Source organism: Pseudomonas sp. LBUM1656, from assembly GCF_059716065.1.
In genome coordinates this window covers 6,162,200-6,188,497 of record NZ_CP166800.1, presented here as the reverse complement: position 1 = coordinate 6,188,497, position 26,298 = coordinate 6,162,200, and the positions used below count along the sequence as shown (strand labels likewise).

General features: G+C 60.4%; 27 protein-coding genes. 16 read left to right on the top strand and 11 right to left on the bottom strand.

All coding sequences use genetic code 11. The features are described 5' to 3' along the window. Positions 1 to 2: 2 nt before the first annotated feature. Positions 3 to 179, bottom strand: coding sequence for an LPS translocon maturation chaperone LptM (lptM, locus tag ACA072_RS28130; RefSeq protein WP_149630712.1), 177 nt, complete (start codon positions 177 to 179; stop codon positions 3 to 5). Between the two features lie 309 nt (positions 180 to 488). Here lptM and cyaY point away from each other — a divergent pair, with 309 nt between their 5' ends. The 3 genes from cyaY to rnk all read left to right on the top strand — a co-directional run bounded on the left by cyaY (position 489) and on the right by rnk (position 1,749). Then, positions 489 to 821 (top strand): iron donor protein CyaY, encoded by a 333-nt coding sequence (cyaY, locus tag ACA072_RS28125; RefSeq protein WP_497622008.1) that lies wholly within the window; start codon positions 489 to 491, stop codon positions 819 to 821. Positions 822 to 825: 4 nt separating this feature from the next. Beyond that, the gene (locus ACA072_RS28120) at positions 826 to 1,044 is read left to right on the top strand and encodes a DUF1289 domain-containing protein (protein WP_497622006.1); all 219 of its coding nucleotides are present in this window, start codon (positions 826 to 828) and stop codon (positions 1,042 to 1,044) included. A 294-nt stretch (positions 1,045 to 1,338) separates the two neighbouring features. After that, positions 1,339 to 1,749 (top strand): nucleoside diphosphate kinase regulator, encoded by a 411-nt coding sequence (gene rnk, locus ACA072_RS28115; RefSeq protein ID WP_046045088.1) that lies wholly within the window; start codon positions 1,339 to 1,341, stop codon positions 1,747 to 1,749. A 5-nt stretch (positions 1,750 to 1,754) separates the two neighbouring features. Here rnk and ACA072_RS28110 read toward each other — a convergent pair whose 3' ends face one another. From ACA072_RS28110 to ACA072_RS28100, 3 genes are all read right to left on the bottom strand, one after another. Continuing rightward, positions 1,755 to 4,598: a class I adenylate cyclase gene (locus ACA072_RS28110; protein WP_497622004.1), complete on the bottom strand. Its 2,844-nt coding sequence runs from the start codon at positions 4,596 to 4,598 to the stop codon at positions 1,755 to 1,757. A gap of 192 nt (positions 4,599 to 4,790) precedes the next feature. Next, positions 4,791 to 5,036, bottom strand: coding sequence for a TIGR02647 family protein (locus tag ACA072_RS28105; protein ID WP_094470036.1), 246 nt, complete (start codon positions 5,034 to 5,036; stop codon positions 4,791 to 4,793). 339 nt (positions 5,037 to 5,375) lie between these two features. Then, a complete protein-coding gene (locus ACA072_RS28100; RefSeq protein ID WP_007894899.1) occupies positions 5,376 to 5,660 on the bottom strand; it encodes a hypothetical protein in 285 nt (94 codons plus the stop codon). A 125-nt stretch (positions 5,661 to 5,785) separates the two neighbouring features. Here ACA072_RS28100 and ACA072_RS28095 point away from each other — a divergent pair, with 125 nt between their 5' ends. Beyond that, complete coding sequence (locus ACA072_RS28095) at positions 5,786 to 6,445, top strand: glutathione S-transferase family protein (RefSeq protein ID WP_497622002.1); 660 nt, start codon at positions 5,786 to 5,788, stop codon at positions 6,443 to 6,445. A 128-nt stretch (positions 6,446 to 6,573) separates the two neighbouring features. Here the strand turns inward: ACA072_RS28095 and argH are convergent, their stop codons facing one another. Then, on the bottom strand, positions 6,574 to 7,968 hold the full coding sequence (argH, locus tag ACA072_RS28090) for an argininosuccinate lyase (RefSeq protein ID WP_497622000.1): 1,395 nt from the start codon (positions 7,966 to 7,968) through the stop codon (positions 6,574 to 6,576). 469 nt (positions 7,969 to 8,437) lie between these two features. Between argH and ACA072_RS28085 the strand changes: the two genes are divergently transcribed. The 7 genes from ACA072_RS28085 to rsd all read left to right on the top strand — a co-directional run bounded on the left by ACA072_RS28085 (position 8,438) and on the right by rsd (position 14,977). Next, entirely contained in the window at positions 8,438 to 9,184 is a 747-nt protein-coding gene (locus tag ACA072_RS28085) for a LytR/AlgR family response regulator transcription factor (protein ID WP_109635818.1), read from the top strand. 138 nt (positions 9,185 to 9,322) lie between these two features. Next, entirely contained in the window at positions 9,323 to 10,264 is a 942-nt protein-coding gene (hemC, locus tag ACA072_RS28080) for a hydroxymethylbilane synthase (RefSeq protein WP_497621998.1), read from the top strand. Next, positions 10,261 to 11,028 carry a uroporphyrinogen-III synthase gene (locus ACA072_RS28075; protein WP_497621996.1) on the top strand — a complete coding sequence of 256 codons (768 nt, stop codon included), beginning with the start codon at positions 10,261 to 10,263 and terminating at the stop codon, positions 11,026 to 11,028. Before hemC ends, ACA072_RS28075 begins: the two co-directional genes overlap by 4 nt. A 16-nt stretch (positions 11,029 to 11,044) precedes the next feature. Beyond that, a complete protein-coding gene (locus ACA072_RS28070; RefSeq protein WP_497621994.1) occupies positions 11,045 to 12,187 on the top strand; it encodes a uroporphyrinogen-III C-methyltransferase in 1,143 nt (380 codons plus the stop codon). Next, positions 12,184 to 13,422 carry a heme biosynthesis protein HemY gene (locus ACA072_RS28065; protein ID WP_497621992.1) on the top strand — a complete coding sequence of 413 codons (1,239 nt, stop codon included), beginning with the start codon at positions 12,184 to 12,186 and terminating at the stop codon, positions 13,420 to 13,422. Before ACA072_RS28070 ends, ACA072_RS28065 begins: the two co-directional genes overlap by 4 nt. Before the next feature lie 367 nt (positions 13,423 to 13,789). Beyond that, positions 13,790 to 14,341, top strand: coding sequence for a disulfide bond formation protein B (locus ACA072_RS28060; protein ID WP_497621990.1), 552 nt, complete (start codon positions 13,790 to 13,792; stop codon positions 14,339 to 14,341). Positions 14,342 to 14,518: 177 nt separating this feature from the next. Beyond that, the gene (gene rsd / locus ACA072_RS28055) at positions 14,519 to 14,977 is read left to right on the top strand and encodes a sigma D regulator (protein ID WP_461982645.1); all 459 of its coding nucleotides are present in this window, start codon (positions 14,519 to 14,521) and stop codon (positions 14,975 to 14,977) included. A 59-nt stretch (positions 14,978 to 15,036) separates the two neighbouring features. On the opposite strand, the gene ACA072_RS28050 is transcribed toward rsd, so the two are convergent. Further along, positions 15,037 to 15,702, bottom strand: a complete 666-nt coding sequence (locus ACA072_RS28050) for an FKBP-type peptidyl-prolyl cis-trans isomerase (protein ID WP_497621987.1) — start codon at positions 15,700 to 15,702, stop codon at positions 15,037 to 15,039. Positions 15,703 to 15,894: 192 nt separating this feature from the next. Between ACA072_RS28050 and ACA072_RS28045 the strand changes: the two genes are divergently transcribed. After that, the gene (locus tag ACA072_RS28045) at positions 15,895 to 17,091 is read left to right on the top strand and encodes an AlgP family protein (protein ID WP_497621985.1); all 1,197 of its coding nucleotides are present in this window, start codon (positions 15,895 to 15,897) and stop codon (positions 17,089 to 17,091) included. Here ACA072_RS28045 and ACA072_RS28040 read toward each other — a convergent pair. Further along, entirely contained in the window at positions 17,088 to 17,552 is a 465-nt protein-coding gene (locus tag ACA072_RS28040) for a TIGR02444 family protein (protein ID WP_497621983.1), read from the bottom strand. The two genes, ACA072_RS28045 and ACA072_RS28040, sit on opposite strands and share 4 nt — an antisense overlap. Positions 17,553 to 17,602: 50 nt before the next feature. Here ACA072_RS28040 and ACA072_RS28035 point away from each other — a divergent pair, with 50 nt between their 5' ends. From ACA072_RS28035 to rhtB, 3 genes are all read left to right on the top strand, one after another. Beyond that, a complete protein-coding gene (locus tag ACA072_RS28035; RefSeq protein WP_497621981.1) occupies positions 17,603 to 19,513 on the top strand; it encodes an ATP-binding cassette domain-containing protein in 1,911 nt (636 codons plus the stop codon). Further along, positions 19,513 to 20,094, top strand: a complete 582-nt coding sequence (locus tag ACA072_RS28030) for a mechanosensitive ion channel domain-containing protein (protein ID WP_497621979.1) — start codon at positions 19,513 to 19,515, stop codon at positions 20,092 to 20,094. The genes ACA072_RS28035 and ACA072_RS28030 overlap by 1 nt, the downstream gene beginning before the upstream one ends. Before the next feature lie 240 nt (positions 20,095 to 20,334). Beyond that, a complete protein-coding gene (rhtB, locus tag ACA072_RS28025; RefSeq protein ID WP_497621977.1) occupies positions 20,335 to 20,967 on the top strand; it encodes a homoserine/homoserine lactone efflux protein in 633 nt (210 codons plus the stop codon). A gap of 56 nt (positions 20,968 to 21,023) precedes the next feature. Here rhtB and ACA072_RS28020 read toward each other — a convergent pair whose 3' ends face one another. From ACA072_RS28020 to ACA072_RS28005, 4 genes are read right to left on the bottom strand one after another with little or no spacing between them, the layout of a single operon-like run. Continuing rightward, complete coding sequence (locus ACA072_RS28020) at positions 21,024 to 21,767, bottom strand: penicillin-binding protein activator LpoB (protein WP_497621975.1); 744 nt, start codon at positions 21,765 to 21,767, stop codon at positions 21,024 to 21,026. Positions 21,768 to 21,770: 3 nt separating this feature from the next. Next, entirely contained in the window at positions 21,771 to 22,361 is a 591-nt protein-coding gene (lpoB, locus tag ACA072_RS28015) for a penicillin-binding protein activator LpoB (protein ID WP_497621974.1), read from the bottom strand. A gap of 23 nt (positions 22,362 to 22,384) precedes the next feature. Next, on the bottom strand, positions 22,385 to 22,759 hold the full coding sequence (locus ACA072_RS28010) for a YcfL family putative periplasmic lipoprotein (RefSeq protein ID WP_497621972.1): 375 nt from the start codon (positions 22,757 to 22,759) through the stop codon (positions 22,385 to 22,387). 12 nt (positions 22,760 to 22,771) lie between these two features. Next, positions 22,772 to 24,169: a COG3014 family protein gene (locus tag ACA072_RS28005; protein ID WP_497621970.1), complete on the bottom strand. Its 1,398-nt coding sequence runs from the start codon at positions 24,167 to 24,169 to the stop codon at positions 22,772 to 22,774. A gap of 166 nt (positions 24,170 to 24,335) precedes the next feature. Between ACA072_RS28005 and ACA072_RS28000 the strand changes: the two genes are divergently transcribed. Beyond that, positions 24,336 to 26,234 carry an FTR1 family protein gene (locus ACA072_RS28000; protein WP_497621968.1) on the top strand — a complete coding sequence of 633 codons (1,899 nt, stop codon included), beginning with the start codon at positions 24,336 to 24,338 and terminating at the stop codon, positions 26,232 to 26,234. Positions 26,235 to 26,298 lie beyond the last annotated feature (64 nt).

Genomic DNA, 26,298 nt, shown 5'->3' with positions numbered 1-26,298 from the left:
CCTTATTGGTAGACGTCGTGCTTGTGTGCTTTGGAAGCAGGCTGCTTTTGCGACGACTTGGCTTGCTCGGCAGGGTCCTGGGAGTCGTCAGGCAGGTACAGCGGGCCTTTTTGACCACAGGCCGACACAAGGCAGGCAACCGCGAGGAGCGCGGCAAGGGAAGAGATCAAGCGCTTCATGGCGAAATCCTTGAAAATACGTTAATTGCGCCGGAGTATACCGGCCACCCGGCGGATTGCCTATGCGACGGGGCTCCCGTCCGGCGGGGCTACGCTCGATGCCAGTCAGTTATGTGCAATCCATTGTGGGAGCGGGCTTGCTCGCGAAAGCGGTGTGTCAGTTGATATCAATGATGACTGACACAGCGATTTCGCGAGCAGCCCGCTCCCACAGGTTTCGTGATCTGTCGGTTATCCTTTGCAATCACCGGGGCTCGCCCGTATCTTGCGGCGCTTGAGCGTGAACAGACACTTTTTGAGGTTGCCGCAATGAGTTTGACCGAAGCCCGTTTCCACGACCTGGTCGATGCCACCCAGCAAACGCTGGAAGATATTTTCGATGACAGCGACCTGGATATTGATCTGGAGAGCTCGGCCGGTGTGCTCACCGTCAAGTTCGAGAACGGCAGCCAGTTGATCTTCAGTCGCCAGGAGCCGCTGCGTCAGCTGTGGCTCGCGGCCGTCTCGGGTGGTTTCCACTTCGATTACGACGCCGAGAGCGAGCGCTGGATGTGCGACAAGAGCGAAGAGCAGTTGGGCGAAATGCTTGAGCGCATCGTCAAGCAGCAGGCTGGTGTCGAACTCGATTTCGAAGGTCTGTGAGATCGTGACGCAACCTGCACCCGTCCGTCCGCCCAAACCGCTCTACAGCAATGTCAGCCCGGCGGTGCCCTCGCCGTGCAGCGGTGTGTGTCGGCTGGACGAGCAGAAGGTCTGCCTCGGGTGTTTTCGCCATGTCGAAGACATCCGCGAGTGGCGCTCGGCGGATGATGATCGCCGTCGTGTGATCTGCGCCCAGGCCTCACAGCGCAAATCCTGCACCTGACGCTGCGCGCGATCTGTAGCAGCTGGCGAAGCCTGCGTTCGGCTGCGCAGCAGTCGTTAGATCAGGCGATAAGGTGTATCAGGAATACCGAGCACTCAGGTTTTACGACTGCTGCGCAGCCGAACGCAGGCTTCGCCAGCTGCTACAGATGTGTGTGGTCGGCCCTGACTTGTATATTTATTGAGCTGTGATAGTGTCCAGAAACGCCTCAACCCATCGAGGCTCGTGAAAACCCCGCCTTTTTCTGGCGGGGTTTTGCTTTTTCTGTGCAGAAGAAAGGAGTCTGCCTCAATCATGACCGCACCTTCCATCACCCTTACCCGTCTGGACGTGCAACGTCTGGAGCGCCTGATCGACAGCCTGGATGACACGCTGCCGGGCGTTATCGCGCTGCAAACCGAACTGGACCGCGCCGATACCCTGGTCGGTCACGATGAAGTGCCCGCCGATGTCGTCACCATGAATTCCCGTGTGCATTGCCGCGAAGAAGGCAGTGGCAAGGACTATCACCTGACACTGGTCTACCCCAAGGATGCGAACGCCGACGAAGGCAAGATTTCCATCCTGGCGCCGGTCGGCAGTGCGCTGCTCGGTCTGAAGGTCGGCCAGCACATCGACTGGCCAGCACCAGGTGGCAAAACCCTCAAACTGACCCTGCTGGAAGTTGAATCCCAGCCGGCCGAGGGCGGTCATTTTCCGGAATAAACCGTTTAGACCTGCTGGAGCGCCTCATTCAACGCGCGCTCCAGGTCAGCCTTGTAGCGCAAGTACAAATTGCTTGAACTCTGAGCATCACCGAGCAGGCCCGACAAGTCCAGGTCGGTGATGTAACAGCGATAGCGCTCGGTTTCCCGGCGCTGTTCGACGATTTCCTGGGCAACCACGCTGAACAACTGGTCGCCATATTCCAGCTCTGAAAACTCCCGCTGATTGCAATACAACGTGACTTGCACCTGTCCCGGCGCGGCTTTGCCGATGATCGCCTGCACGTCGTAGAACGGTTTGTTGATCGGGGTTTGCGGTGCCGGCCGGGCTTCGACCCGTCGCGCCCGGCCGGGGCCTGACGGCAATAGTTGGTAATACAACGTGTCGAGGTTCAGGGGCTGGGCGGTATTCATCGGCAACAAGGCGTCGCGTCGATACTGGATCGATTGCAGGAACCGTTGCAGCGGCACCAGCAGGCTTTGCTCGTCGTGATACGGCAAACGCTGCTGCCACAAGGCATTGAATTCATCCAGGACGTACAGATCAGCCTGCTGTTCGGTGATGCGGTAGAACACCTGAATGCATTCGGGCTGTCCCATGGGCAGGAGCAGCGCGAGGTCGTGGTCTTCCAGCGCCATCGGGTCCAGGTGCAGCGGGCTGTAGCTCGCCAGTTCTTCACCCAGGTAATCGAACAGCGCAGGCAGCGTGGCGAGGGCGACGTGATTGACATGGCCGGGCACCAGCTCCAGCACGTGATAATGCTGCTGGACCTGAACCAGGTAACGATGATTGAGCTTGCTCAGCAACAGGTTCTGCGCCGTATCGAGGACCTCTTCGACCCGTCGGGCAATGAATTGCGCGCGGTTGTGGCAGAAACAGCGAACCCGCAGCTTGGGCTGTTGGGGTCCGCTCGGCAGGTTGTTGAGGTAATCGCGCAGGCAGTCGAGCAAGGCATGAGGGCCGTCGTAACGGTTGACCAATACTTCGTTCCAGCTGTTGAGTGTGACCTGGTCCAGGGTCAGCACGAGGTTTTCCCGCACGCCGGCGTAGCTCAGGGAATCGGTGCGTTCGGTGGTCATCAGGATATTCAAGTCGCGATGGTGCTTGAGCGGATCGACGCCGACGTTCACCAGAATCAGCACTTCACTCGGCACACTGGCACGCAACAACGGCTCTTCGGCGACGGTCGCCAATGGCAGGGCAATGCTTTGTTGCAGGCTGCCGAGCAGGTTAAACAGTTCAAATTCGCTCAGGTCGCTGGTGCCGGGGTGCAAGGCGAGGCGGGTGCTGCTGTCGATCACACCGTTGCGGTGGCACCAGGTCAGTAGCTCCAGCAATTGGCGGCTGCGCTTGATCGGCGCGAAATGTTCCCACTCGTGGGCGGTCAGGCTGCCGTTATACAAGCCCCACTGGGTTTGCCCGGGTTCTTTCTTATTGGGCGCTTGCACCAGGGTCAGGGTGTCTTCGGCCAGGTCCGGGGCAATGCCGGGGTTGATGAACTCGACCTTGTCCGCTTTACGCTCAAAGGCTGCATACAGCCGCCGACCCAGCACGTTGAGGTCGCGTTTGTTGATCAGGCTGACGGTTTGCTCGTTGCGGGCGAACTGGGTCAGAAAGCGGTAGCTGTGGTTCAGCTCGTTGACCAGGGCCCGGCGTTCGGTGCTGACCTGGCGGACTTTCCATTGGCTGCGACTGTCGAGCAGCGCCAGTTGCCGTGGATCCCAGTTCCATTCGTGAGCCAGTCGCTCAAGCAATGAACGTTGCCAGCTCTGGGCGCGGCTGCTGCCGGTGAGCTTGCGGTTGACCTTCAGGTACAACGCGCGGCGTACCAGCTCCAGGCGCTCCGGCTCGCCACGCGCGGTGAGGTATTCCTCGATGCGTCGGTAAACGACGATGTAGGGGTCGAGCTCGTCGAGGTCCAGTTGATTGGCAAACACCGCCTGCTTGAAGCGCAGGCTCAGGCAATGAACCTTCGGGTGTTCGCTGGCGTAAACCTCGATCAGCAGCAGTTTGAGCACGGACTTGTATGGCGATTCGATCCCCTTGAACAACTGCCAGAGCCCGGCGCCGATAAATTCCCCTGGCGGGATATAGGCCAGATGTCCCAGGTCCAGCGACTCGTCGGCTCGAATGAAACGTTTGGACAGCAGCGTGTGCGTGTATCGATCGTAAGCGGATTCTTCATAGACCGGCACCAGCCACCAGATCGGTGTGCGACCGGCCAGCCAGATTGCGGTGCGGTAGAACTCGTCCAGCAGCAGGTAGTGCTGGGTCGTGCCGCAATCTTCCGAACTCAGTTGAGTATCGCGTTCGCCGAGGATGAAGCGGGCCGGGTCGATCAGAAAGAAATGCGCCTCGGCGCCCTGGCTGGCGGCCCAGACCTCGAGCAACTGGCACTTTTTACGCAGCTCGGCGAGTTCGTTCTCGCTCAAGTCCGGTCTGTGACAGACCCACACGTCCATGTCGCTTTGATCGGCCTGGGCCAGGGTGCCGAGGCTGCCCATCAGGAACAGACCGTGAATCGGTCGCGGTGGATTGCTGCCGTGGCGCGGCTTATAGGAAAACGATCGGGTCAGGCGCTGGGCTTCAGCGAGGGCATTGGCGTCAGGCTCGAAATTCGACAGCCCGGCCGGCGTGCTGCCCGACACATAGCCTGGCAACAACGGGTGATTGACGTGGAAGAACAGCGGCAGCAGCGTCAACACCGCTTGCTGGCGAGTCGACAACCCCTCCATGGCGCGGGCCATGCGGCCTTCGTTGAGCTTCAGAAAACGTGCGCGCAGCTGGCTGAGAACCTTGCGGTCGATTCCCTCGTCCAGATCGGGGCGGATTTCATGGGTGCGGGTCATGTCAGCTCAAACCGGCTCGCGAGGCACGGACGTGGGGTCTGCGGATGAGGGGCAGTTTAGCGCCTCGGGCCCGGGACTTTTAAGCTGATTTTGTTTTTTGACGTCAGATTTACACCGTGCGGCGACCGCAGGTCACAAAGTGTGCCCGCGGAAATCCCGTAGCAGGGGTTTCCGTGGGCGATGCGCTAATACTCAGGCTGTTTCCTGGACGCTCAGAATCGTCAGAACGGTTTGTACATTTTGCGCGGCGTCACGACCCAGACTGGTCAGATAACCGCCATCGGGCTGATCGATCAGTTCTTTTTCGTACAGGCGTTGAGCGGCGGCAATGGCTTTCGGGGCAGCGGTTTGATGAATTTTCAAACCTTCCTGGGAACTGTCCAGGTTGAAGAGGGCGAGGATTTCCAGTTCGGCAACCAACTCAGGGGTAAGCGACATAAGGACTCCAGACTTTCTAGGAATTGGACGACAGCGCCCCTAAGGTGAGCCCACTCGTGCGGCATGTCCAGTGCCTGCATCAGGGTTTTTTCACCTCGGGATGCGTTCCCCGGCGGGTGGCGCGGCAGCGGGGTGGATTCAGTGTAGTCAGCGGCAGAGGGAAGGCGGGAGAGATTGGTGACAATCTGTGTGGAGAGCGGGTTGTGAAGTGAGTCAGCTTCTGTGGCAAAGGAGCTTGCTCCCGCTGGGGCGCGAAGCGGCCCCAAGCTTTGCGACTGCTTCGCAGTCGAGCGGGAGCAAGTTCCCTCGCCGCAGGAATCTGCGCCCTTGAGGTCTGGGTTATTTCTTTTCCGGTGGCAGCTCGGGCAACGCGCGCAGTGCTGTTTCGTACCATTCGGTGTTGAACGCGCGGTCTTCTTCGAGGATCGCGTCTATTTCTACCGCTAACACGTGGGCCATCAGGTTTAGGATTTCTTCACGCTCGTAACCCACCAGCGTCAGCTTGTTGAAGGTGGCCTTGGCCGCCGGCGGGTTGTCGCTTTCGATCTGGTTTTCGATGGCTTCGATCAGGGTGTTTTCGGCGAACTCTTCTTCGTCGATTTCGATATCGGTTGGCTCGCTCATGGCAGGCTCCTCAAGTTTAAGGCGGCCAGTTTACCTGCATTCAGCGCTGTGATGCTGCTGGCAGGAATTGCTCCGGCGTTCTATAAACAGGCACTGCCAACCCCGCACGGCCTGGAGGCTATGTGATGCTCAAGCTTTATGGTTTTTCCGTCAGCAACTACTACAACATGGTCAAGCTGGCGCTGCTGGAGAAGGGCGTGCCGTTCGAAGAAGTACCGTTTTATGCGGGGACAAGCCCGGAGGCGCTGGCCATCAGCCCGCGCGGCAAGGTGCCGGTTCTGCGCGCCGAGCAAGGCTTCATCAACGAAACTGCCGTGATCCTCGAATACATCGAGCAAAGCCAGAAAGGCACGCCGCTACTGCCGAGCGATCCGTTTGAACGGGCGCAGGTGCTGGCGCTGGCCAAGGAAATCGAGCTGTACATCGAGTTGCCGGCGCGCGCCTGCTACGCCGAGGCGTTTTTCGGCATGCAGGTGCCGGAGGCGATCAAGGACAAGACCAAGGCTGAGCTGTTGTTGGGGTTTGCGTCCCTGGGCAGGCATGGCAAGTTCTCCCCTTATGCAGCGGGGGACAATCTGAGCATTGCGGATTTGTATTTCCTGTACAGCGTGCCGCTGGCCTGTGCGGTGGCGCAGAAGTTGTTCGATCTGGATTTGCTGGCCGAGATGCCGGCGGCCAAGGCGCTGTTGAAGCGGCTGGAGCAAAACCCGAACGTGCAGCGGATTGCGGCGGACAAGGAAGCGGCGATGCCGGCGTTTATGGCGATGGTCGCGTCCAAGAAGTAGGTTTTTATAGCGTTTGTAAGATCGCCTTCGCGAGCAAGCCCGCTCCCACAGGTTTCTCTGTCGGCCATACATTTGTGGCTGATCAGAGATCCTTGTGGGAGCGGGCTTGCTCGCGAAGCTTTTGGCTTTTAGCGGCTGGCGAGTAGCGCCTGACCGCGAGCCACTGCCTTCTTGACCTGCGCCGGCGCAGTGCCGCCGATATGGTCACGGGCGTTCACCGAGCCTTCCAGGGTCAGCACGGCGAACACGTCCTGATCGATCTGGTCGCTGAACTTGCGCAGCTCTTCCAGGCTCATTTCCGCCAGGTCCTTGCCGCTTTCCACGCCGTACTTCACGGCATGGCCAACGATTTCGTGGCAGTCACGGAACGGCAGGCCACGGCGTACCAGATAGTCAGCCAGGTCGGTCGCGGTGGAGAAACCCCGCAGCGCCGCTTCGCGCATCATCGCGTGCCTGGGCTTGATTGCCGGGATCATGTCGGCAAAGGCCCGCAGCGAGTCGCGCAGCGTATCGGCCGCGTCGAACAGCGGTTCCTTGTCTTCCTGATTGTCTTTGTTGTAAGCCAGTGGCTGGCCCTTCATCAAGGTCAGCAGGCCCATCAGCGCGCCGAAGACGCGACCGGTCTTGCCGCGTACCAGCTCTGGCACGTCCGGGTTTTTCTTTTGCGGCATGATCGAGCTGCCGGTGCAGAAACGGTCCGGCAGATCGATGAACTGGAACTGCGCGCTGGTCCACAGCACCAGCTCTTCGGAGAAGCGCGACAAGTGCATCATCGCGATGCTCGCGGCCGAGCAGAACTCGATGGCGAAGTCGCGATCGGACACGTTGTCCAGCGAGTTGCCGCCGACCGCATCGAAGCCCAACAGTTGAGCGGTGTATTCGCGATCAATCGGGTAAGTGGTGCCGGCCAGTGCGGCGCTGCCAAGCGGCATGCGGTTAGTACGCTTGCGGCAGTCGACCAGACGCTCGTAATCGCGGCTGAGCATTTCGAACCAGGCCAGCATGTGGTGCCCGAAGGTCACCGGCTGCGCGGTTTGCAGGTGGGTGAAGCCCGGCATGATGCTGCCGGCTTCGCGCTCGGCCTGTTCCAGCAAGCCTTTTTGCAGACGGGTGATTTCCGCCAGGATCAGGTCGATCTCGTCACGCAGCCACAGGCGGATGTCGGTGGCAACCTGGTCGTTGCGGCTGCGACCGGTGTGGAGCTTTTTACCGGTCACGCCGATGCGGTCGGTGAGGCGCGCCTCGATGTTCATGTGCACATCTTCGAGGTCGATGCGCCAGTCGAACTGGCCGGCCTCGATTTCACCCTGGATGGTCTTCAGGCCATCGGTGATGCTGTCGCGCTCGGCTTCGGTCAGCACGCCGACCTTGGCCAGCATGGTGGCGTGGGCGATCGAGCCCATGATGTCGTGGCGATACAGGCGCTGGTCGAAAGTGACGGAGGCGGTGAAGCGGGCGACGAAGGCGTCGACGGGTTCACTGAAGCGGCCGCCCCAGGACTGATTGGTCTTGTCAGTGCTCATGAATTCGCTCGTGTCGGCTGAAGAAAAAATGACGGTGGAAGCTGCGGCGGATAATAACAGGGTTGCCAATCCTGTCGCTGACGCTGGTCGACAGGTTTTTTTTCCGGGGCGCGGTCCATACTCAGGACATGCCTTGTGGGAAATTGCGCAACGATATTTTTCGATTGAGCAATATCGTCCCTGCAACCGTCTACAGTAGGACAGTAGGACAGTAGGATCAGCGCACTTCATGGCGCTGCGGCTGACTATAAGAAGAGGGGGTGTTCATATTGTGTATCGGCAAACCCTACGGCGATACCTCGCTTACGCGGGCCAGAGCCTCCAATCACTTGGCAGATGAAAATTTAGCCGCCGGTCTCGCGGCACTTTTTGGCCCTCGCGCTAGTCTTAGCGTGGATCGCGGTGACGGACGTCACTTCACCTGTCTACGCTATCCTTGTGCGAGACTCACGCAGGAATCCAGCGCAATATGAATGTCCTGATCGTTGATGACGAACCCCTAGCCCGCGAGCGCCTGAGCCGAATGGTTGGCGAACTCGAGGGATACAATGTCCTGGAGCCCAGCGCCACGAACGGCGAAGAGGCGTTAGCGCTGATCGACAGTCACAAGCCGGATATCGTGTTGCTCGATATCGGCATGCCAGGCCTTGATGGCCTGCAAGTGGCTGCCCGGTTGTGCGAACGCGAAACCCCGCCCGCCGTGGTGTTTTGCACCGGGCCCGATGAATTTGCCGTGGAAGCCCTGCAGGCCAGCGCCGTGGGCTATCTGGTGAAGCCTGTGCGAACTGAACATTTACATGATGCTTTGAAGAAAGCCGAGCGGCCGAATCGCGTCCAGCTCGCTGCCCTGACCCGTCCCGCCGCCGAAAGCGGCAGCGGCCCGCGCAGCCATATCAGTGCCCGAACACGTAAAGGCATTGAGCTGATTCCGTTGGGTCAGGTGGTCTACTTCATTGCTGACCACAAATACGTGACCTTGCGCCATGAGGGCGGCGAAGTGCTGCTGGATGAGCCGCTCAAGGCCCTGGAAGATGAATTCGGCGACCGTTTCGTGCGCATCCACCGCAACGCTCTTGTCGCTCGCGAACGCATCGAACGCTTGCAGCGCACGCCTTTGGGGCATTTTCAGCTGTTCCTCAAAGGCCTCAATGGCGATGCCTTGATCGTCAGCCGTCGCCACGTGGCCGGTGTGCGCAAAATGATGCAACAGCTTTAATTCGCTGATCACAGGCGAACTTCACTCCCGTTTTCTGGACGTCTGAGGCCAGGGAGGCCACGCAGTGTCTGATACAAGTCAAAGTGGATTTGGCTGAGCTGTTATTATCCGCCGTATCTATTCAGTACGGATTGATCCATGTCCTCTCGCGAAATCCGCATCGCCACCCGCAAAAGTGCTCTCGCCCTGTGGCAGGCCGAATACGTCAAGACCCGTCTGGAACAGGCCCATCCGGGTTTGCTCGTGACGCTGGTGCCCATGGTCAGTCGTGGTGACAAGCTGCTCGACTCGCCCCTGTCGAAAATCGGTGGCAAAGGCCTGTTCGTCAAGGAGCTCGAAACCGCGCTGCTGGAAAACGAAGCCGACATCGCCGTGCACTCAATGAAAGACGTGCCGATGGATTTTCCTGAAGGCCTCGGTCTGTACTGCATCTGCGAGCGCGAAGACCCGCGCGATGCCTTCGTTTCCAATACCTACGCCAGCCTGGATGCGTTGCCGCAAGGCAGCATCGTCGGCACGTCCAGCCTGCGCCGTCAGGCTCAGTTGCTGACCCGTCGTCCGGACCTCGAAATCCGCTTCCTGCGCGGCAACGTCAATACGCGTTTGTCCAAGCTCGATGCCGGTGAATACGATGCCATCATCCTCGCGGCCGCCGGCCTGATTCGCCTGGGCTTCGAAGAACGCATCACCTCGGCAATCAGCGTCGACGACAGCCTGCCGGCTGGTGGCCAAGGCGCAGTCGGCATCGAATGCCGCAGCGTTGACAGCGAAATTCACGCGTTGCTGGCGCCGTTACATCACCAGGACACCGCCACCCGCGTGACCGCCGAACGTTCGCTCAACAAGCACCTGAATGGCGGCTGCCAAGTGCCGATCGCCTGTTACGCCGTGCTTGAAGGCGAGCAGATCTGGTTGCGCGGTCTGGTGGGCGATCCGAGCGGCGGCCTGCTGCTCAGCGCCGAGGCTCGCGCGCCACGTGGCGATGCAGAAACCCTGGGCGTGCAAGTGGCCGAAGACCTTCTGAGCCAGGGCGCCGACGACATTCTGAAGGCGGTCTATGGCGAGGCAGGTCACGAGTGACGGGCTGGCGCCTGCTGCTGACGCGCCCTGCGGATGAGTCGGCGGCGCTGACCAGCGTTTTGTCGCAAGTGGGGATTTTCAGCAGCAGCTTGCCGCTTCTGGAGATCGAGCCGATTCCTGTCTCTGACACAATGCGCGAGGTGATTCAGGGGCTGGATCGTTACTGTGCGGTGATCGTGGTCAGTAAACCGGCCGCCAGAATCGGTGTCGACCTGCTCAATCAGTATTGGCCACAGCCACCGTCCCCTCGCTGGTTCAGCGTGGGTGCGGCGACTGCGCAGATCCTCTCGGATAACGGGCTGAAAGTGAATTTCCCCGCCGAGGGCGATGACAGTGAAGCCTTGCTTGAACTTCCCTCGTTGCGCGAGGCGGTTGCCCGACCCGATCCGCGGGTACTGATCCTGCGCGGGGAGGGCGGGCGCGAGTTGCTGGCTGAGCGTTTGCGTGAGCTTGGTGCTAGTGTCGAGTATCTGGAGTTGTACCGTCGCGGCCTGCCTCAATACCCGTCGACGGCGCTGCCTGAGCGGATCGAAGCGGAACGCTTGAACGGGCTGGTGGTCAGCAGTGGACAGGGTTTTGAGCACCTGCGCCAATTGGCGGGCGATGCCTGGCCTGCTCTTGCGCAGTTGCCGTTGTTTGTTCCAAGCCCCAGGGTCGCTGAGCTGGCACGTGCCGCCGGGGCCCAAACAGTTGTGGATTGTCGCGGCGCCAGTGCCGCGGCTTTGCTGACGGCGTTACGGGAGCATCCCGAACCCGTTCTCTAATGCAAAGGATGGATACGTGAGCGAAACAGCCTTGCCAAAAGAAGACGTGCTGCCGGCGCTTGAAGCGCCGGTCGAAACTCCACCTGCTGCTGAAGTGCAGCGCAGAGGTAACGGGCTGGCAATCGTCGCGCTGCTGCTGGGCGCCGCCGGTGTTGCCGTAGGCGGTTGGGGTGTCTGGCAGGTGCGTCACCTGCAAGCCAACAACCAGCAGCAGTTGAGCCAGGTCCAGGCGTTGAACGATCAGGCGCAAAGTCTGAAGCTTAACGAACAGCGCCTGAGCGCGCGCCTTGAACAGATGCCTGCCGCCGAAGAACTGGACGCTCGCAGCCGTCTGGTGACGCAGTTGCAAGGCGATCAACAACGCTTGAATCAGCGTCTGGAAACTGTCCTCGGCGCGAGCCGCAAAGACTGGCGCCTGGCTGAAGCCGAGCACTTGTTGCGTCTGGCCAGCCTGCGCCTTTCTGCATTGCAGGACATCAGCAGCGCCCAGGCCCTGGTGCAGGGCGCCGATGAGATTCTGCGTGAACAGAACGACCCGGGTTCCTTTGCCGCTCGCGAGCAAGTTGCCAAAACCCTGGTGGCGCTGCGCAGCACTGAACAGCCGGATCGCACCGGGTTGTTCCTGCGACTGGGCGCATTGCGCGATCAGGTCATCAACCTCACCGAACTGGCGCCCGAGTACAAAGACCGTGGCGAATCGCTGTTGGGCCTGACGGCCGACGGTGACGGTGCCAGTCGTTGGGCGCAGTGGTGGGACCAGATTTCGCGCTACATCCGCATCGACTTCAATGCAGACAAGAATGTGCGCCCATTGCTGGCCGGGCAGAGCCTGAGTCAGGTGCGTCTGGCGCTGAGCCTGGCACTGGAGCAAGCGCAATGGGCCGCGCTCAATGGTCAGGCGGCGGTTTATACCCAGGCGCTGGCGGAGGCGCGAGATGTACTGACGGGCAACTTCAACCCGGACAACCCTCAGAGCAAAGTCATGCTTGAGCAGGTGGGCGAGTTGAGCAAGCAGCCGGTGACGGTGGTCACGCCGGACCTGACTGGTACATTGAGTGCGGTTCAGGGGTATCTGGAACGGCGTAACGTCAACGCCGAAGACTCGATCAAACCGATGGCAAAACCGGCCGCGAACACTGCGCAGGAGGCCACGCCATGAAACGCCTCTATGTGATCGTTTTCCTGGTCATCGCCGCGGCCGCTGCACTGGGCCTGGCGATTGCCGAGCATTCCGGTTACGTGTTGATCGCCTACAAGACCTTCCGTTATGAAGCGAGTCTGTGGGCCACTTTGGCGCTGGTCGCGCTGCTCTGGCTGGTGTTCTGGGGCATCAAGGCGTTGGTGGAACTGGTGACGACCTCCAGTGGCGTGGTCAATCCATGGTCGCGACGCAATCGCAGTCGTCGGGTGCAAGTGGCGATCGAGCACGGTCAGCTGGATCTGGCGGAAGGTCGCTGGGCCAGTGCGCAGCGACATCTGCATCGCGCTGCCGAAGCCGAACGCCAGCCGCTGCTCTACTACCTCGGTGCTGCCCGCGCCGCCAATGAACAAGGTCACTACGAGGAATGCGACAACTTGCTGGAGCGCGCCCTCGAACGCCAGCCCCGGGCCGAGTTGGCGATTGCCTTGAGTCACGCCCAATTGCAGAACGACCGTGGCGACACGGAAGGTGCCTTGGTGACGCTGCAAGCCATGCACGAGCGTCATCCTCATAACGTCCAGACCTTGCGCCAGTTGCAGCGTCTGCATCAGCAGCGCGGCGACTGGTCGGCGGTGATTCGACTGTTGCCGGAGCTGCGCAAGGATAAAGTCTTGCCGCCCGCCGAACTGGCTGATCTGGAACGCCGGGCGTGGGGTGAAAACCTTTCGCTGGCGGCGCATCAGGAAGCGGATGGCACGGTCGGTTTGCAGTCGCTCAATCGCGCCTGGCAACAACTCACCTCGGCTCAGCGCCAGGAGCCTCAGCTGGTGCTGGCCTATGCCGAGCAGTTGCGGCAACTGGGTGCGCAGGTCGAAGCGGAAGAGGTTTTGCGCACGGCGCTCAAGCGCAAGTACGACAGTCATCTGGCGCGTCTGTACGGATTGGTCCGCGGTAGCGATCCGGCTCGTCAGCTGCAAACGGCCGAGGGTTGGCTCAAGGATCATCCGGCCGACCCGAGCCTTCTGCTGACACTGGGCCGTCTGTGCCTGCAAAGCAGCCTGTGGGGCAAGGCGCGGGACTATCTGGAAAGCAGCTTGCGAGTGCAGCGCAATCCGGAAGCCTGTGCAGAACTGGCGCGGTTGCTCGCGCAACTCGGTGACACAGAGCGCAGCAACCAGTTGTTCCAGGAAGGTCTGGGGCTGCTGGACGAGCGCCTGTTGGCGGCACCACTCCCAGCGCCCGTTTACGCCTGACGCGTCCCTCTGTAGCAGCTGGCGCAGCCTGCGTCCGGCTGCGTAGCAGTCGTAAAACGGGCGCCTCGGTTTCATCAGGCAAATTGCGTTTAAATTTATGACGACTGCTGCACAGCCGGACGCAGGCTACGCGGGCGGCTACAGGGGCGGGAGCCCTTCTTGGGCGCGATCCGGTCGGCCTAGATTCGATGAATGTTCAGCTTTGTAATTCCTGATCGGCTTTGTCCTACGGCGGACTACATCAAATCCTCTCGGCGCTGTCGGGAATTCCCTACGCTTTTGGTGAAGTGTCCGTGCCGGCCTGCCTTGAAAGGCTGGCGCGCTTTCCTCTACCGTAACCGCCTGTCTCTACTGTTACGGATAAGCCATGTTTTTGGCCTGCTCACGCTCCTTGTTTTTCATGGCTTTTATTGCAGGTGCCCTGGCCTTGGGCGTTTCCTATTACCTGGAATATGCAGTCGGCCTAAAGCCTTGCGGGTTATGCCTTTTGCAGCGAGTCTGCCTGGCGTTGTTTACCGGAGTCTGCCTGACGGCTTCGGTGCATGGCGCTGGCCGCTTCGGGACTTTTCTTTATTGGTTGCTCGGCCTGTCATGCAGTCTCGCGGGTCTGGTCACAGCGTGGCGGCAGGTCTTGCTGCAAAGCGATCCGGCGCATCAGCTATCGACCTGCTCAACCCCTGCGCAGGCTTTGTACGAAAACTTGCCCTGGTTGTGTCAGGTGACGCGGATGTTCAAAGGGGACGAAGACTGTGCCGAAATTTCCTGGACGCTGTTCGACTTGAGCATGCCGGAATGGAGTCTGCTGCTCTTCGTGGCGCTGACAACTCTGGGGGTTTATCAGCTGCTGCGCGTTGTCTGGCTGGCCTGCGAGCGACCGCTCAGCGGCGTGTCGTCGCACCGGGGGCTGGCGAGTGATTAAACACTTGTATGAACTTTATCTCCTGCGTACCTTGAAGCCATTGTCGCGCGGGCATAATCTGGCCCGCACGTGTCATTGGAATTATGTTGCTCGATGACGCTCTGCCTGGCCGATTCTTGATTTTCAAGTCTGCGACAGGTGTAGGGCAGCATGACCCACAAGGGAAGAGAGATCACCATGCTCGAAAGTTGTCAGAATGCTCAGGAACGTTGGGGTGGAGTGCATCTGCTGATCGATCGCTGGTTGCAGGAGCGTCACGAACTGGTTCGGGCCTATGATGATCTCGGCGCCAAGCCTGAGTCTCTGGGCGAGAACCGCAAGCCGTTGCAGGAATTCTGCGGCGTGCTGGTCGATTACGTGTCTGCGGGGCACTTCGAGATCTACGAACAGCTGACCGGTGAAGCCAAGGCGTTTGGCGATACTCGCGGGCTGGAGCTGGCCGAGACGATTTACCCACGCATCGACGTCATCACCGAGAAGCTGCTGGCGTTCAACGACCTGTGTGATGCAGGCAAGTGCGTCGCGGAGAAATTCAAGGAGCTGGGCGGGCTGTTACACGAACGCTTCGAACTGGAAGACTGCCTGATCGAAGTGCTGCACACGGCTCATAAGGAAGAGGATTCGGTTCAGGCCTGAACCTCTGTGGCAGTACTAAAAAACGGTGCGCTCTGCGCGCCGTTTTTCGTTTGCGGTTTTCAGCTCGTGGCGCCGCGCAATTCGACCTCGAACACCAGCGGTGTGAACGGTGCGATCAGGTCGCCGGCACCGTCCGCGCCATAGGCTTGAGAAGACGGAATCACCAGACGCCATTTCGCCCCGACCGGCATGTTTTGCAATGCGCTGCGCCATCCGCTGATCACGCTATCGAGACTGAACCACTGCGGCTTGCTGTTCTGATCGAACACGGTGCCGTCGGGAAGGCGTCCGACATATAAAACTTCGACCTTGCCATTAGGGCCAGCCTTGGCGCCCGTACCCGGAGCCAACTCGGTCAGCAAAATCCCATCCGCCAATTCACGTACACCGGGTTTGGCTTTTTCCTCGGTGAGAAAACGCTGCTCTTTTTCCAGCGCGACTTCACTTTGCGGGAGTGCGGGTTGCTCGGCGACCCGGGCTTCGTGCTCGGCCAGAATTTGTTCGATCTGCTCGTCTTTCAATGCCAGCGGCTTGCCTTGATAGGCTTGTTGCAGACCTTCTAGCAATGCCTGGAGTTGCAGATCCGGCACCTCCAGACGCAAGCGCTCACCCAGGCTCGCACCCAGGCTGTAAGCAAGATCGTGAGCCTCATTTGGGGTGGTTTTTTCGGCGGCCTGGACCACGGAAAAACACACACACAACGATAAAAAAAAGTAGCGCGACATGGGCACACTCCGATCTGAGATGCGGTGGATTATGCCAGTGTGAATGCGCTCAAAGGTGAACTGGTTTTGCACCAGCGCAGAAGAATTTCAATCTGTTGCAACGCAGCGCTTTCGATACTGTCAACATGCCCTAGCGGCGGTGTCATCAGAGGTCTAGTATGAGCCGCACCCACGTCAGCCAGGAGGTAAACCATGTCGGCCACCAAGAAGCCTGTAAATACCCCGTTGCACTTACTCCAACAACTCTCGGGCAGCCTGCTCGAGCATCTGGAAAACGCTTGTTCGCAAGCCTTGGCTGATGCTGAAAAACTGCTCGCCAAACTGGAAAAACAGCGCGGGAAAGCGCAGGAAAAATTGCACAAGTCCCGTACCAAATTGCAGGACGCTGCCGCAGCCGGAAAAGCCAAGGCGCAAACCAAAGCGAAGGGTGCAGTGAAAGAACTTGAGGACTTGCTCGATGCCCTCAAGGATCGTCAATCCGAAACGCGCAGCTACATTCTGCAACTCAAGCGCGACGCTCAAGAAAGCCTGAAACTGGCCCAGGGTGTCGGTCGTGTACAAGAGGCTGTCGGCAAGGCGTTGTCCCTGCGTTCGGCCAAGCCTGCTGCGGCTCCAGCCAAGAAAGCCGCCGCTAAACCGGCTGCTGCAAAAGCACCGGCCAAGCCTGCTGCCAAGGCGCCGGTGAAAGCCGCCGCCAAGCCTGTCGCAAAACCTGCGGCGAAAAAACCGGTTGCTGCCAGCGCTGCAAAACCGGCTGCTAAAACGACGGCTGCCAAACCTGCCGCCAAGCCAGTTGCTGCAAAAACAACTGCCGCTAAACCTGCTGCAAGAACTGCTGCTGCGAAACCGGCTGTGGCGAAAACCGCAGCGGCAAAACCAACTGCAAAATCGACAGCAAAACCGGCTGCAAAAACTGCCGCTGCCAAACCTGCTGCCAAGGCTGCCGCAAAACCTGTCGCGGCTAAAACCGCTGCAGCCAAGCCTGCCGCAAAACCAGCGGCAAAACCTGCAGCAAAAGCTGCGGCAAAACCGGCTGCGAAACCCGCTGTTAAAGCTGCAGCCAAACCCGCTGCCAAAACTGCTGCAGCGAAACCGGCAGCCAAACCTGCTGCGGCTAAACCTGCCGCTGCTGCCAAACCGGCCACCGCCAAACCCGCTGCCAAGCCAGCGGCGGCGAAGCCAGCTGCAAAACCAGCAGTGAAAAAACCTGTTGCCGCCAAGCCGGCCGCCGCGCCAGTTGCCAAGCCGACCCCCGCGCCAGTTGCCAAGCCAGCTAACCCGGCTCCGGCAGCGACGTCTGCTTTAGCAGCAGCCACCTCGACAGCTACGCCAGCGCCATCGCCGGCCGCCGCATCGATCGCAGCAACCACCCCAACCAGCGCTTCCTAAGTGCCGGTTGCCGCGACGCGCAGCTGATGCAGCGCGTCGCGGTCCAGGTGGGCGGCGCCCGCCGCCACACCTTTCAGCCAGGCCGTTAGATCGGTCGCCTCACACTGCGGCCAACTCTGCGCCGATCGCTCCAGACGCAATAACAGATGTCGCTCGGCTTCCAGTTCCAGTGTCTTCACTTGTTCGCGCAACGTATTCAGCTCGGCATCCTTAGTCGCGACGGTTTTCCATTGCGTGCGCAATGCTCGCAGCGGTCGCACGACATCGGCGTCCCAGGGCTCGGCTACGTCGCGAAGCAGCTGCAACCGTTGTTCATTGCAGGTGACGCCTCGGTCTCCCAGCCATATCCCACAGAGCAGCAAGCACACGTTCACACCCGCTGACTGCAACGTCAGGCACGCGTCTTCAACGCCGGGACGCGCGTAGGTGGTAAGGGAAAAGCTCCACAGGTCAGAGGACATAGTGCTACTCGCGCCAGTTGCGAGCGAAGCTGGTAGACTCCGCCGCCATTATGATTCGACTTCAGAACCTGACTTTACAGCGTGGCCCTCAACGTCTGCTAGAAGACGCTGAGCTGACCCTGCACGCCGGCCACAAAGCCGGCCTCATCGGTGCCAACGGCGCCGGCAAATCGAGCCTGTTCGCCTTGATCCGGGGCGAACTGCACCCGGACTCGGGTGACTGCTTCCTGCCGGCCGACTGGCGCATCGCCCACATGCGCCAGGAAATCGAGACGCTCGAACGCCTGGCGGTCGACTACGTGCTCGATGGTGACCTGCGCCTGCGTGAGGTGCAACGCGACCTCGCCGCGGCCGAAGCCTCCCATGACGGCGCGGCCCAGGCCCGCCTGCACTCGGAACTCGACAGCGCCGACGGTTACACCGCCGACGCCCGGGCCCGCAAGCTGCTGGCAGGCCTTGGTTTCACCAACGAGCAGATGGATCGTCCAGTAGGAGATTTCTCTGGTGGTTGGAGGATGCGTCTGAACCTGGCGCAGGCATTGATGTGCCCTTCGGACCTGTTGCTGCTCGACGAGCCGACCAACCACTTGGACCTCGACGCCATCATCTGGCTCGAAGAATGGCTCAAAAGCTATCCCGGCACCTTGCTGCTGATTTCCCACGACCGGGACTTCCTCGATGCTGTGGTCGATCACGTGGCCCACGTCGATCAGCGCAAGATCACCCTCTACCGCGGTGGTTACAGCGCCTTCGAACGCGCCCGTGCCGAACGCCTGGCCCAGCAACAGCAGGCCTACGAGAAGCAGCAGGCGCAACGTGCGCACATGGAAAGCTACATCGCTCGATTCAAGGCCCAGGCCACCAAGGCTCGTCAGGCCCAGAGCCGGATCAAGGCGCTGGAGCGAATGGAAGAGTTGTCCGCCGCCCACGTCGATTCGCCGTTCGACTTCGTCTTCCGCGAATCGCAGAAAATCTCCAGCCCGTTGATCGATCTGTCCGATGCTCGCCTGGGTTATGGCGACAAAGCCGTGCTGGAGAAGGTCAAGCTGCAACTGACCCCCGGCGCGCGGATCGGTTTGCTCGGCCCGAACGGCGCCGGTAAATCGACCCTGATCAAAAACCTCGCTGGCGAACTCTCGCCGCTGGCCGGTCGCCTGACCCGTGGCGAGAACACCGTCGTGGGCTACTTCGCCCAGCATCAGCTGGATTCCCTCGATGCCAAGGCCAGCCCGTTGCTGCATTTGCAACGCCTGGCGCCGACCGAGCGCGAGCAGACCCTGCGCGACTTCCTCGGGGGTTTCGACTTCCGTGGCGCGCGGATCGATGAGCCGGTGCTGAATTTCTCCGGCGGCGAAAAGGCCCGCCTGGCCCTGGCGTTGATCGCTTGGGACCGGCCGAACCTGTTGCTGCTCGACGAACCGACCAACCACCTGGACCTGGAAATGCGCCTGGCGCTGACCATGGCCCTGCAGGAATTCAGTGGCGCAGTGCTGGTGGTCTCTCACGATCGTCATCTGCTCAAAAGCACCACCGACAATTTCTATCTGGTGGCGGACGGCAAGGTCGAGGAGTTCGACGGCGACCTGGAAGACTACGCTCGTTGGCTGGTCGACTACCGTCAGCGCAATGCCCCGGTCAGCAACACCCCGGTCAATCCGGACAAGACCGACAAAAAGGCCCAGCGCCAGGCCGCTGCTGCGTTGCGTCAGCAACTGGCGCCGCACAAACGTGAGGCTGACAAGCTCGAAGCCGAGTTGGGCAAGCTGCACGAGAAACTGGCAAAGATCGATACCAGCCTCGGCGACAGCGATATTTACGAGCCGGCGCGCAAGAACGATTTACGTGATCTGCTGGCTGAACAGGCCAAGCTGAAGGTGCGTGAAGCCGAACTCGAAGAAGCCTGGATGGAAGCCCTGGAATTGCTTGAAAGCATGCAGGCGGAGCTGGAGGCGTTGTCCTGATGGAAGCCTTCAAGCTGCCGCTGCCGGCGGGGTGGGGCGAGCCGATCTGGTTCGCCGCGCAAATCCTGCTGATTCTGTTGGCCGGTTACTTCGCCCAACGTTTCGTCGCTAAATGCCTGACGCGCCTGGGCGAGCGCTACCCGTTTCCACCGCAGTTGCTGATGCCGCTGCGCGGCGGTTTGCGCTGGCTGATCATGGGCAGTGCGCTGATTTTCGTGCTGGAACGCCTCGGGGTCTCGGCCACCGTACTCTGGACCGCGTTATCCGGGTTTGTGGCGGTGGCGGCGGTGGCGTTCTTCGCCATGTGGAGCGTGCTCTCCAACCTGCTCTGCGCGATCTTGATCTTCACCGTCGGCCCATTCCGCATCGGTGACGTCGTCGAGCTGGTGGACACCACCGACAAGCCCGGCGTTAAAGGTCGGGTGGTGGCGATCAATCTGCTTTACACCACGCTGATCGAAGCGGAAGAACTCGGGACGGGTAGCGCGATGGTGCAAGTGCCCAACAGTCTGTTCTTCCAGCGCTCGGTTCGGCGCTGGCGTGGTACTGATATGTTCCCTTCGAGCGGGTTTGAAAAGTAAGTCTTCTCTAGCCTGACACACTGCCTTCGTCGGAACGCCGCCCGGAGCAAGCCCGCTCCCACACTCGACCGAGTTCTTACAGAAGAAACGCGGTTTAATGTGGGAGCGGGCTTGCTCGCGAAAGGGCCCTAAAGCCGTAAACGCTGATCGGCGGCGGCAACACCCCTCAAAAATCGGTAGTCATCCGCCCAAAGCCGCATTAGCTTAGACGTTTGTCACGAGTCTGAGTCGAGGTGTGCAATGGAGCTTCAAACATGGCTGGCGTTTTTTGCCGCCTGCTGGGTGATCAGCCTGTCTCCCGGTGCCGGCGCCATTGCGTCGATGTCCAGCGGTCTGCAATACGGTTTCTGGCGTGGTTACTGGAACGCCTTGGGCCTGCAATTGGGCCTGGCGGTGCAGATCGCGATTGTCGGCGCGGGTGTGGGTGCAATTCTCACGGCATCGGCCACGGCGTTCTACGCGATCAAATGGTTCGGCGTGGCGTACCTGGTTTACCTCGCGATCAAGCAATGGCGCGCGCTACCCAGCGACATGAGCGACGACGCGGCCGTGCGTCAGATCGGCAAGCCGCTGGCCCTGGTGTTCCGCGGGTTCCTGGTGAACATCAGCAACCCCAAGGCTTTGGTGTTCATGCTGGCGGTGTTGCCGCAGTTCATTGATCCACACGCGCCGCTGCTGGTCCAGTACCTGATCATCGGCGTGACCATGGTCTGCGTAGACCTGATCGTCATGGCCGGTTACACCGGGTTGGCATCGAAGGTGTTGCGCCTGTTGCGCACGCCCAAGCAGCAAAAACGCATGAACCGGACCTTTGCGGGGCTGTTCATCGGTGCTGCGGCGTTTATGGCGACGCTGCGCAAAGCTGCTGTGTAAAAACTGTCAGGCACAAAAAAGGCGACCTTTGCAGGTCGCCTTTTTCGTTCCAGGGGTCAGCGCAGAATGACCGGCGCAGTATCCGGCGGCAGGTCGTTGCGTGGCTCAGGTTGCCCTGATGGTATGTAACTGCCATCGCCGAGCTGTTCGCTCAACTGGTGCGCCACGTCCTCGCCCAACGACCTCGACACTTCCCGTACCACCCGTGGCCGGTTCAGCGAGACGTGGATATCCCGATCATTCACCAGTTTGGTGTCCTGGGCTTCGCCCATGGCCGTAAACGCCGAGGTGATCTCATAGGTCTTGGTGTTGATCAGGCTGAAATCCGCCACCAGCGTCATTGCCAGCACCGCCGAGTAGCTGTCGGTATTGGCCAGCTCATTCATGTCCTGGGTGAAGTCGATGTCCGACAGCGTGCCAAACAGCACATAGTCGGCGCCTTTGAAGTGGCCGGCTTTGATGCGTTTGATCACGTCGTACACATCGCTTTTTACACTGGCGGTGTAAGGCGTGCCCTGAATCAACTGGAACATCCCGGTCTTGAGCATCTGGCCTTTGATGTCACCACTGAAGCGACGGATTTCGGTCTGCTCCAGGTAGCTGTTCTGCGTGGTGTACTCGTCATAACTGGACGAGCCACTGGCGCCGTAATAATCCTGCTGATGATTGTCCCGAGCTGCGATCACATGGACGTATTGATCCACGCTGGCCTCGTAGGCGAGGTCGGTGACAGCGATTTTCGGGGCCGCCTGCACGCCAACGGCGCAGGCCAGGGCCATGATGCCAATCCATGCACGCATTGCTTAGCGCTCCGTGGTCTTGCGGATTTCTTTTTCGTCCATCCACTCGGCCAGCCCGCTTTCGACATCGACCAACTGCAGACTGAATTTGTAGAAGACGTCCTTGTAATCGTTGCTGCGCTTGACGATGGAGCTGATCGAACCTTCCAGGCGGTAACGGGCGGCGATCATGTTGCCGGTCTTGGCCACCGTGCTCTTCTTGTACAGACCGCTCTGGTTTTGCAGCTTGAGGTGGTCAACCTGGCTTTGCATATCCGTGTTGTCGCTGGCAAAGCGCGCGGTGCCGGAACGCATCAGCTGGGTCTTGATCGACGTGGTGATCTCCCGGGTGTCGATGTATTCGCTGGTCTTATTCATCACGTCGTACACCTGAACCACCGGCCGGCCTTTCAAAACGCCGGACTGGGCGAGGGAGCGGGTCATGCTTTCCGCGATCATCTGCAGGTCGGTCGAGCCGAACTCGTTGGTCACCAGTTCCACGGCTTTCGGGTCGCCATAACTGATGTTGCCACTGCCCAGCACCGGCGAGCGATTTTCGGCGCAGCCACCGATCAGCAGCGCGGCCAGGGTCAGGAACGTAACGCGTGCAAACATGGGCAAAGTCTCAAGGGGTCGGTTCACGGCGTATTGATCTCCAGGCGGAAATCCACGGCTTGGGGCACGGGCGCGATGGCCGGCAGAAAACGGGTCTGCTCGGCATACAGGGTCAGGCTTTTCCAGGTGTCCGCTTCGGCCACGGGAAAGCCTTCCGGTCCGAGCCAAAGATAGCGGTAATAGAGCGTTCGGTTGTGGGTGTCGGTGTTGCTCAACTGGGCGTTGACGGTCAGGAAGCCGTTTTCCCTGGCCATGCGCATCGGGCCGATGGCCACGTTTTCGATCGGTCCGGTGGCCATGACTTTGCTCGCGGCACTGCCCGGTTCAGGCGGCGGTGGCGGGGTGGCGCAACCGGCCAACAAGGCCAGCGCGACAACGGCGAAGCATTTCAATCCCATGAAAATCTCCGTTCAGGGTTGGGCAGGGCTGATTGCAGCCTGCGGTGCGGGAAGGGTGTCGAGCTGCAGGGCGACATCGGCGGCGAACCGACGGTCACCCACGGCGCGCAGGCTGAAGGCTTGATGTGTCTGATCCAGCTTGAACCTGACTGGTGCTGCGTCCGGCGCGTTGGGCAGCGTCAGTTGGTGCACGCCTTTCTTGAGCCGCAGGCGGGCGACCAGCGTCTTGTCCGGCAACGTACGCCAGCCGCGGGTGTCGGCATCCTCGCGTTGAAGCTGCTGCAGGAGCGTTTCCTCAAGCTTCTCGGGTCTGTGTTTTTTCAGATAGGCCAGGTATTCGACATTGGACCGGGCGCGATGCAGCGTGCGCTGGATGATGCCCGGCATGTCATCACGCAAGGTGCGCCGCGACATATCGCCAAAGCTGTTGAGCAACGTCAGTTTCTGTTTTTTGCCGTCGACCATGACGAAGTCCACCGGTGGCGTGGAGGTGTCGGGGACGAGGATCGGGAACGACATGTTGGTGATGTAGGTTTCACCTTCGACGTCCACCGAAATCGGCACGCGCACCGAACTGCGGGCCGGCGCCAGACCGGTTTGCACGATCAGCAGAACGTCGACTTCGCCGGCCTTCAGCGGAGATTTGGCCAGGTTGCGCAGTGCTTGTTCGAGCAGCGGCGTATTGGGGCGCAGCTCGATGGCCTGGCGATAGCCCGGCGCGGCGAGGTCTTTCTCGTTCAACGACTCATAAATGAAACCGGCGAGGTAATGGCTGAACGCACTCTGGTAGCTGTTCTTTAACGCGATCACTTCGGGGGCGTCGAGGGTCGCTACCGGGTAGCCCTGAAGGTCCTGGAATTTCATCGCGGCCCCTTCTTCCTTCGCCTGGTTTTCCAGTTCCAGGTATTGCTTGTCACGCTTGTCGGCAATGGTTGCTTCGCGCTCGTGGGTTTTCTTGATCATGACGCGCGCCAGTTCCGTTTCGGAGCCGGAGAGCAGCATCAGGGCCATTTGCGTGGTCAGGGCGACTCTCTCGAAATCATAGCCATCGTATAAGCGCACCTTGTCGTTGGCGCTGTAACTGTTGAACTCGGTGAATTTCTTGAAGGGGACGAACAGGGGCGAATTGTCCCACCCTTCGATCAACCGGTCGGCGTAGTCCCACTGTTGATAACTGTCGGGGAAATTGCCAGTGAGGCGCAGCAATTCGCCTTTTTCGAAGTGGTAAAGCAGGTCGCCCGGGGGAATGGGGTTGTTGCGGTCGAGTACGGCAACCGCACCATCGAGCTGCCCGGCCTTGAAATAATCGAGTGTTTCGCCCAGCTCAGCGTTGTAGTCACGCATCGTGGGACAGCCGCTCAGTAGCAGGCATGCACTGAGGACAAATATGAAGCGCAGGCGGGTGGCCATTTGCTGTGTGTCTTCCTTGAAAATAAGCCGCCATGAGGCGGCAATTTATAGACTTGGATGATGGCACTTTGTTCCTGTACTCCAGCGGCCGTCGCAGACAAAGCTTGAGTGAACGTCACTGGAAGTGAACAATGTGTTACTTCGTATTTCCAATTGAGATTCATTCATGACTGCCCCGTCCCGTTTCCTGGCCTGGCTGGTGTTGCCGCTATTTGTCTTGTGCAGTTTCAATCTGCTGGCTGACACCGTGGAAGGCGCGCCGCAGGCCCTGCATTTGCTCGATTACATCGGCGCGGATTACCCGCAGACGGTGCAAGCGGGTAAGGTCATCGACGAGTCCGAATACCGCGAGCAGCTGGAGTTCATCAAGGTCTTGCAAGGCTTGATCGCCGCGTTGCCGGCCAAACCTGAAAAACCCGGGCTGGAGCAGGGCGTCAGCACGCTGCGCAGCGCCATCGCTGCCCGTCAGGACGGCGCGGACGTGGCCCGTCAGGCCCGGCAACTTGGTGCGAAACTGGCCGTGACCTATGAAGTCAGCCAGGCGCCGATCATTACCCCGGACCCAACCCGTGGTGCGCCGCTGTACGCCCAGCATTGCTCGGTCTGCCACGGCGATAGGGGGGCTGGCGATGGCCCGGCGGGTGTCGGCCTTACGCCGCCGCCAGCCAACCTGCGTGACACGGTGCGCCTGGATCACCTGAGCCTCTACGCGATCTACAGCACCTTGGGCCTGGGCGTCGAGGGTACGGACATGCCGGCCTTCGCCGATCAGCTGGATGATCGCCAGCGTTGGGACTTGGCGACCTATATCGCCAGCTTCAGTGCCGACCCGGCCGCAGCCAAATCCGAAAAAACCTACAACATCGCCGATCTCGCGCGTCAGACGCCGGCCGAAGTACAAGCTGCCGACGGCCCGCAAGCCGCCGTGACGTTCCGTGCGCAGCGGGCGCAACCGCCGCAGGTCAAGCGTGGGCCGGCGCAGTTGCTCGACTACACCGCTGCCACCCTGGACAAAAGCATCGCGGCCTACCGTGCCGGCGATCACGATCAAGCCTACGACTTGTCGGTAGCGGCCTATCTGGAAGGCTTCGAACTGGTCGAGAGTTCGCTGGACAACGTCGACGCTAACGTGCGCAAGGACACAGAAAAATCCCTGATGGCATACCGTCAGTCGTTGCAGGACGGTTTACCGGTGGCCCAAGCCCAGGAACGTCTGGACGCAGCCAAAGCCAAGCTGAAGGAGTCCGCCGGGTTGCTGGGCAGCGATGGCTTGAGCTGGTCCCTGAGCTACATCTCAGGTTTGCTGATTTTGCTGCGTGAAGGCCTGGAAGCGATTCTGGTGCTGGCAGCGATCCTGGCGTTCCTGCGCAACACCGGCCAGCAGTCGGCAGTGCGCAGTGTCAACGTTGGTTGGGGCCTGGCGTTGCTGGCGGGGCTGGCAACCTGGGCGCTGGCGGCATACGTGATCGATGTCAGCGGTTCGCAGCGCGAGCTGCTGGAAGGTGCGACGGCGTTGTTCGCCGCCGTGATGGTGCTTTGGCTCGGTGTGTGGATGCACGACCGCCGGCATGCGGCGGCGTGGCAGGATTACATCAAGAGCAGCCTGGTGGGCGGCGGGGGACGCTTCGGCTTTGCGACCCTGGCGTTTTTCTCGGTGTATCGCGAGCTGTTTGAAGTGATCCTGTTCTACGAGACCCTGTGGCTGCAGGCGGGTCCTGCGGGGCATAACGCGGTGCTGGCCGGTGGTGCGACGGCGCTGGTGTTGCTGGTCGGGCTGGCTTGGGTGATCCTGCGCGGCTCGCAGAAACTGCCGCTGTCGTTGTTCTTCAGCATCAATGCCGGACTGCTGTGCGCGCTGTCTGTGGTGTTCGCGGGGCATGGCGTGAAGGCGTTGCAGGAAGCCGGGATCTTCGGCACGCGGCCGGTGCCGTTCTTTGATTTCGACTGGCTGGGGATTCACGCGGATGCGTATTCGTTGAGTGCTCAGGCGGTGGCGATCATTGCGATTATCGTGCTGTATGGCCGTAGCTGGATGGCTGAGAAGCGGCGGGTGCAGGTTACTTAAGCGCATTCGCTGCGCTCACATTCGCGGGCAAGCCACGCTCCCACATGGACGATGTGTATCCTGT

What these genes read in the sequence shown, in the direction of transcription:
- ACA072_RS28105 (WP_094470036.1), bottom strand. Translation starts at nt 5,036, where the DNA reads ATGTCGCTTACCCCTGAGTTGGTTGCCGAACTGGAAATCCTCGCCCTC.
- ACA072_RS28050 (WP_497621987.1), bottom strand. Translation starts at nt 15,702, where the DNA reads ATGTCGCGCTACTTTTTTTTATCGTTGTGTGTGTGTTTTTCCGTGGTC.
- ACA072_RS28000 (WP_497621968.1), top strand. Translation starts at nt 24,336, where the DNA reads ATGACTGCCCCGTCCCGTTTCCTGGCCTGGCTGGTGTTGCCGCTATTT.
- ACA072_RS28110 (WP_497622004.1), bottom strand. Translation starts at nt 4,598, where the DNA reads ATGACCCGCACCCATGAAATCCGCCCCGATCTGGACGAGGGAATCGAC.
- ACA072_RS28060 (WP_497621990.1), top strand. Translation starts at nt 13,790, where the DNA reads ATGTTTTTGGCCTGCTCACGCTCCTTGTTTTTCATGGCTTTTATTGCA.
- argH (WP_497622000.1), bottom strand. Translation starts at nt 7,968, where the DNA reads ATGAGCACTGACAAGACCAATCAGTCCTGGGGCGGCCGCTTCAGTGAA.
- cyaY (WP_497622008.1), top strand. Translation starts at nt 489, where the DNA reads ATGAGTTTGACCGAAGCCCGTTTCCACGACCTGGTCGATGCCACCCAG.
- ACA072_RS28065 (WP_497621992.1), top strand. Translation starts at nt 12,184, where the DNA reads ATGAAACGCCTCTATGTGATCGTTTTCCTGGTCATCGCCGCGGCCGCT.
- rnk (WP_046045088.1), top strand. Translation starts at nt 1,339, where the DNA reads ATGACCGCACCTTCCATCACCCTTACCCGTCTGGACGTGCAACGTCTG.
- ACA072_RS28030 (WP_497621979.1), top strand. Translation starts at nt 19,513, where the DNA reads ATGGAAGCCTTCAAGCTGCCGCTGCCGGCGGGGTGGGGCGAGCCGATC.
- ACA072_RS28095 (WP_497622002.1), top strand. Translation starts at nt 5,786, where the DNA reads ATGCTCAAGCTTTATGGTTTTTCCGTCAGCAACTACTACAACATGGTC.
- rhtB (WP_497621977.1), top strand. Translation starts at nt 20,335, where the DNA reads ATGGAGCTTCAAACATGGCTGGCGTTTTTTGCCGCCTGCTGGGTGATC.
- ACA072_RS28045 (WP_497621985.1), top strand. Translation starts at nt 15,895, where the DNA reads ATGTCGGCCACCAAGAAGCCTGTAAATACCCCGTTGCACTTACTCCAA.
- lpoB (WP_497621974.1), bottom strand. Translation starts at nt 22,361, where the DNA reads ATGTTTGCACGCGTTACGTTCCTGACCCTGGCCGCGCTGCTGATCGGT.
- ACA072_RS28035 (WP_497621981.1), top strand. Translation starts at nt 17,603, where the DNA reads ATGATTCGACTTCAGAACCTGACTTTACAGCGTGGCCCTCAACGTCTG.
- ACA072_RS28020 (WP_497621975.1), bottom strand. Translation starts at nt 21,767, where the DNA reads ATGCGTGCATGGATTGGCATCATGGCCCTGGCCTGCGCCGTTGGCGTG.
- ACA072_RS28010 (WP_497621972.1), bottom strand. Translation starts at nt 22,759, where the DNA reads ATGGGATTGAAATGCTTCGCCGTTGTCGCGCTGGCCTTGTTGGCCGGT.
- ACA072_RS28005 (WP_497621970.1), bottom strand. Translation starts at nt 24,169, where the DNA reads ATGGCCACCCGCCTGCGCTTCATATTTGTCCTCAGTGCATGCCTGCTA.
- lptM (WP_149630712.1), bottom strand. Translation starts at nt 179, where the DNA reads ATGAAGCGCTTGATCTCTTCCCTTGCCGCGCTCCTCGCGGTTGCCTGC.
- ACA072_RS28040 (WP_497621983.1), bottom strand. Translation starts at nt 17,552, where the DNA reads ATGTCCTCTGACCTGTGGAGCTTTTCCCTTACCACCTACGCGCGTCCC.
- hemC (WP_497621998.1), top strand. Translation starts at nt 9,323, where the DNA reads ATGTCCTCTCGCGAAATCCGCATCGCCACCCGCAAAAGTGCTCTCGCC.
- rsd (WP_461982645.1), top strand. Translation starts at nt 14,519, where the DNA reads ATGCTCGAAAGTTGTCAGAATGCTCAGGAACGTTGGGGTGGAGTGCAT.
- ACA072_RS28085 (WP_109635818.1), top strand. Translation starts at nt 8,438, where the DNA reads ATGAATGTCCTGATCGTTGATGACGAACCCCTAGCCCGCGAGCGCCTG.
- ACA072_RS28100 (WP_007894899.1), bottom strand. Translation starts at nt 5,660, where the DNA reads ATGAGCGAGCCAACCGATATCGAAATCGACGAAGAAGAGTTCGCCGAA.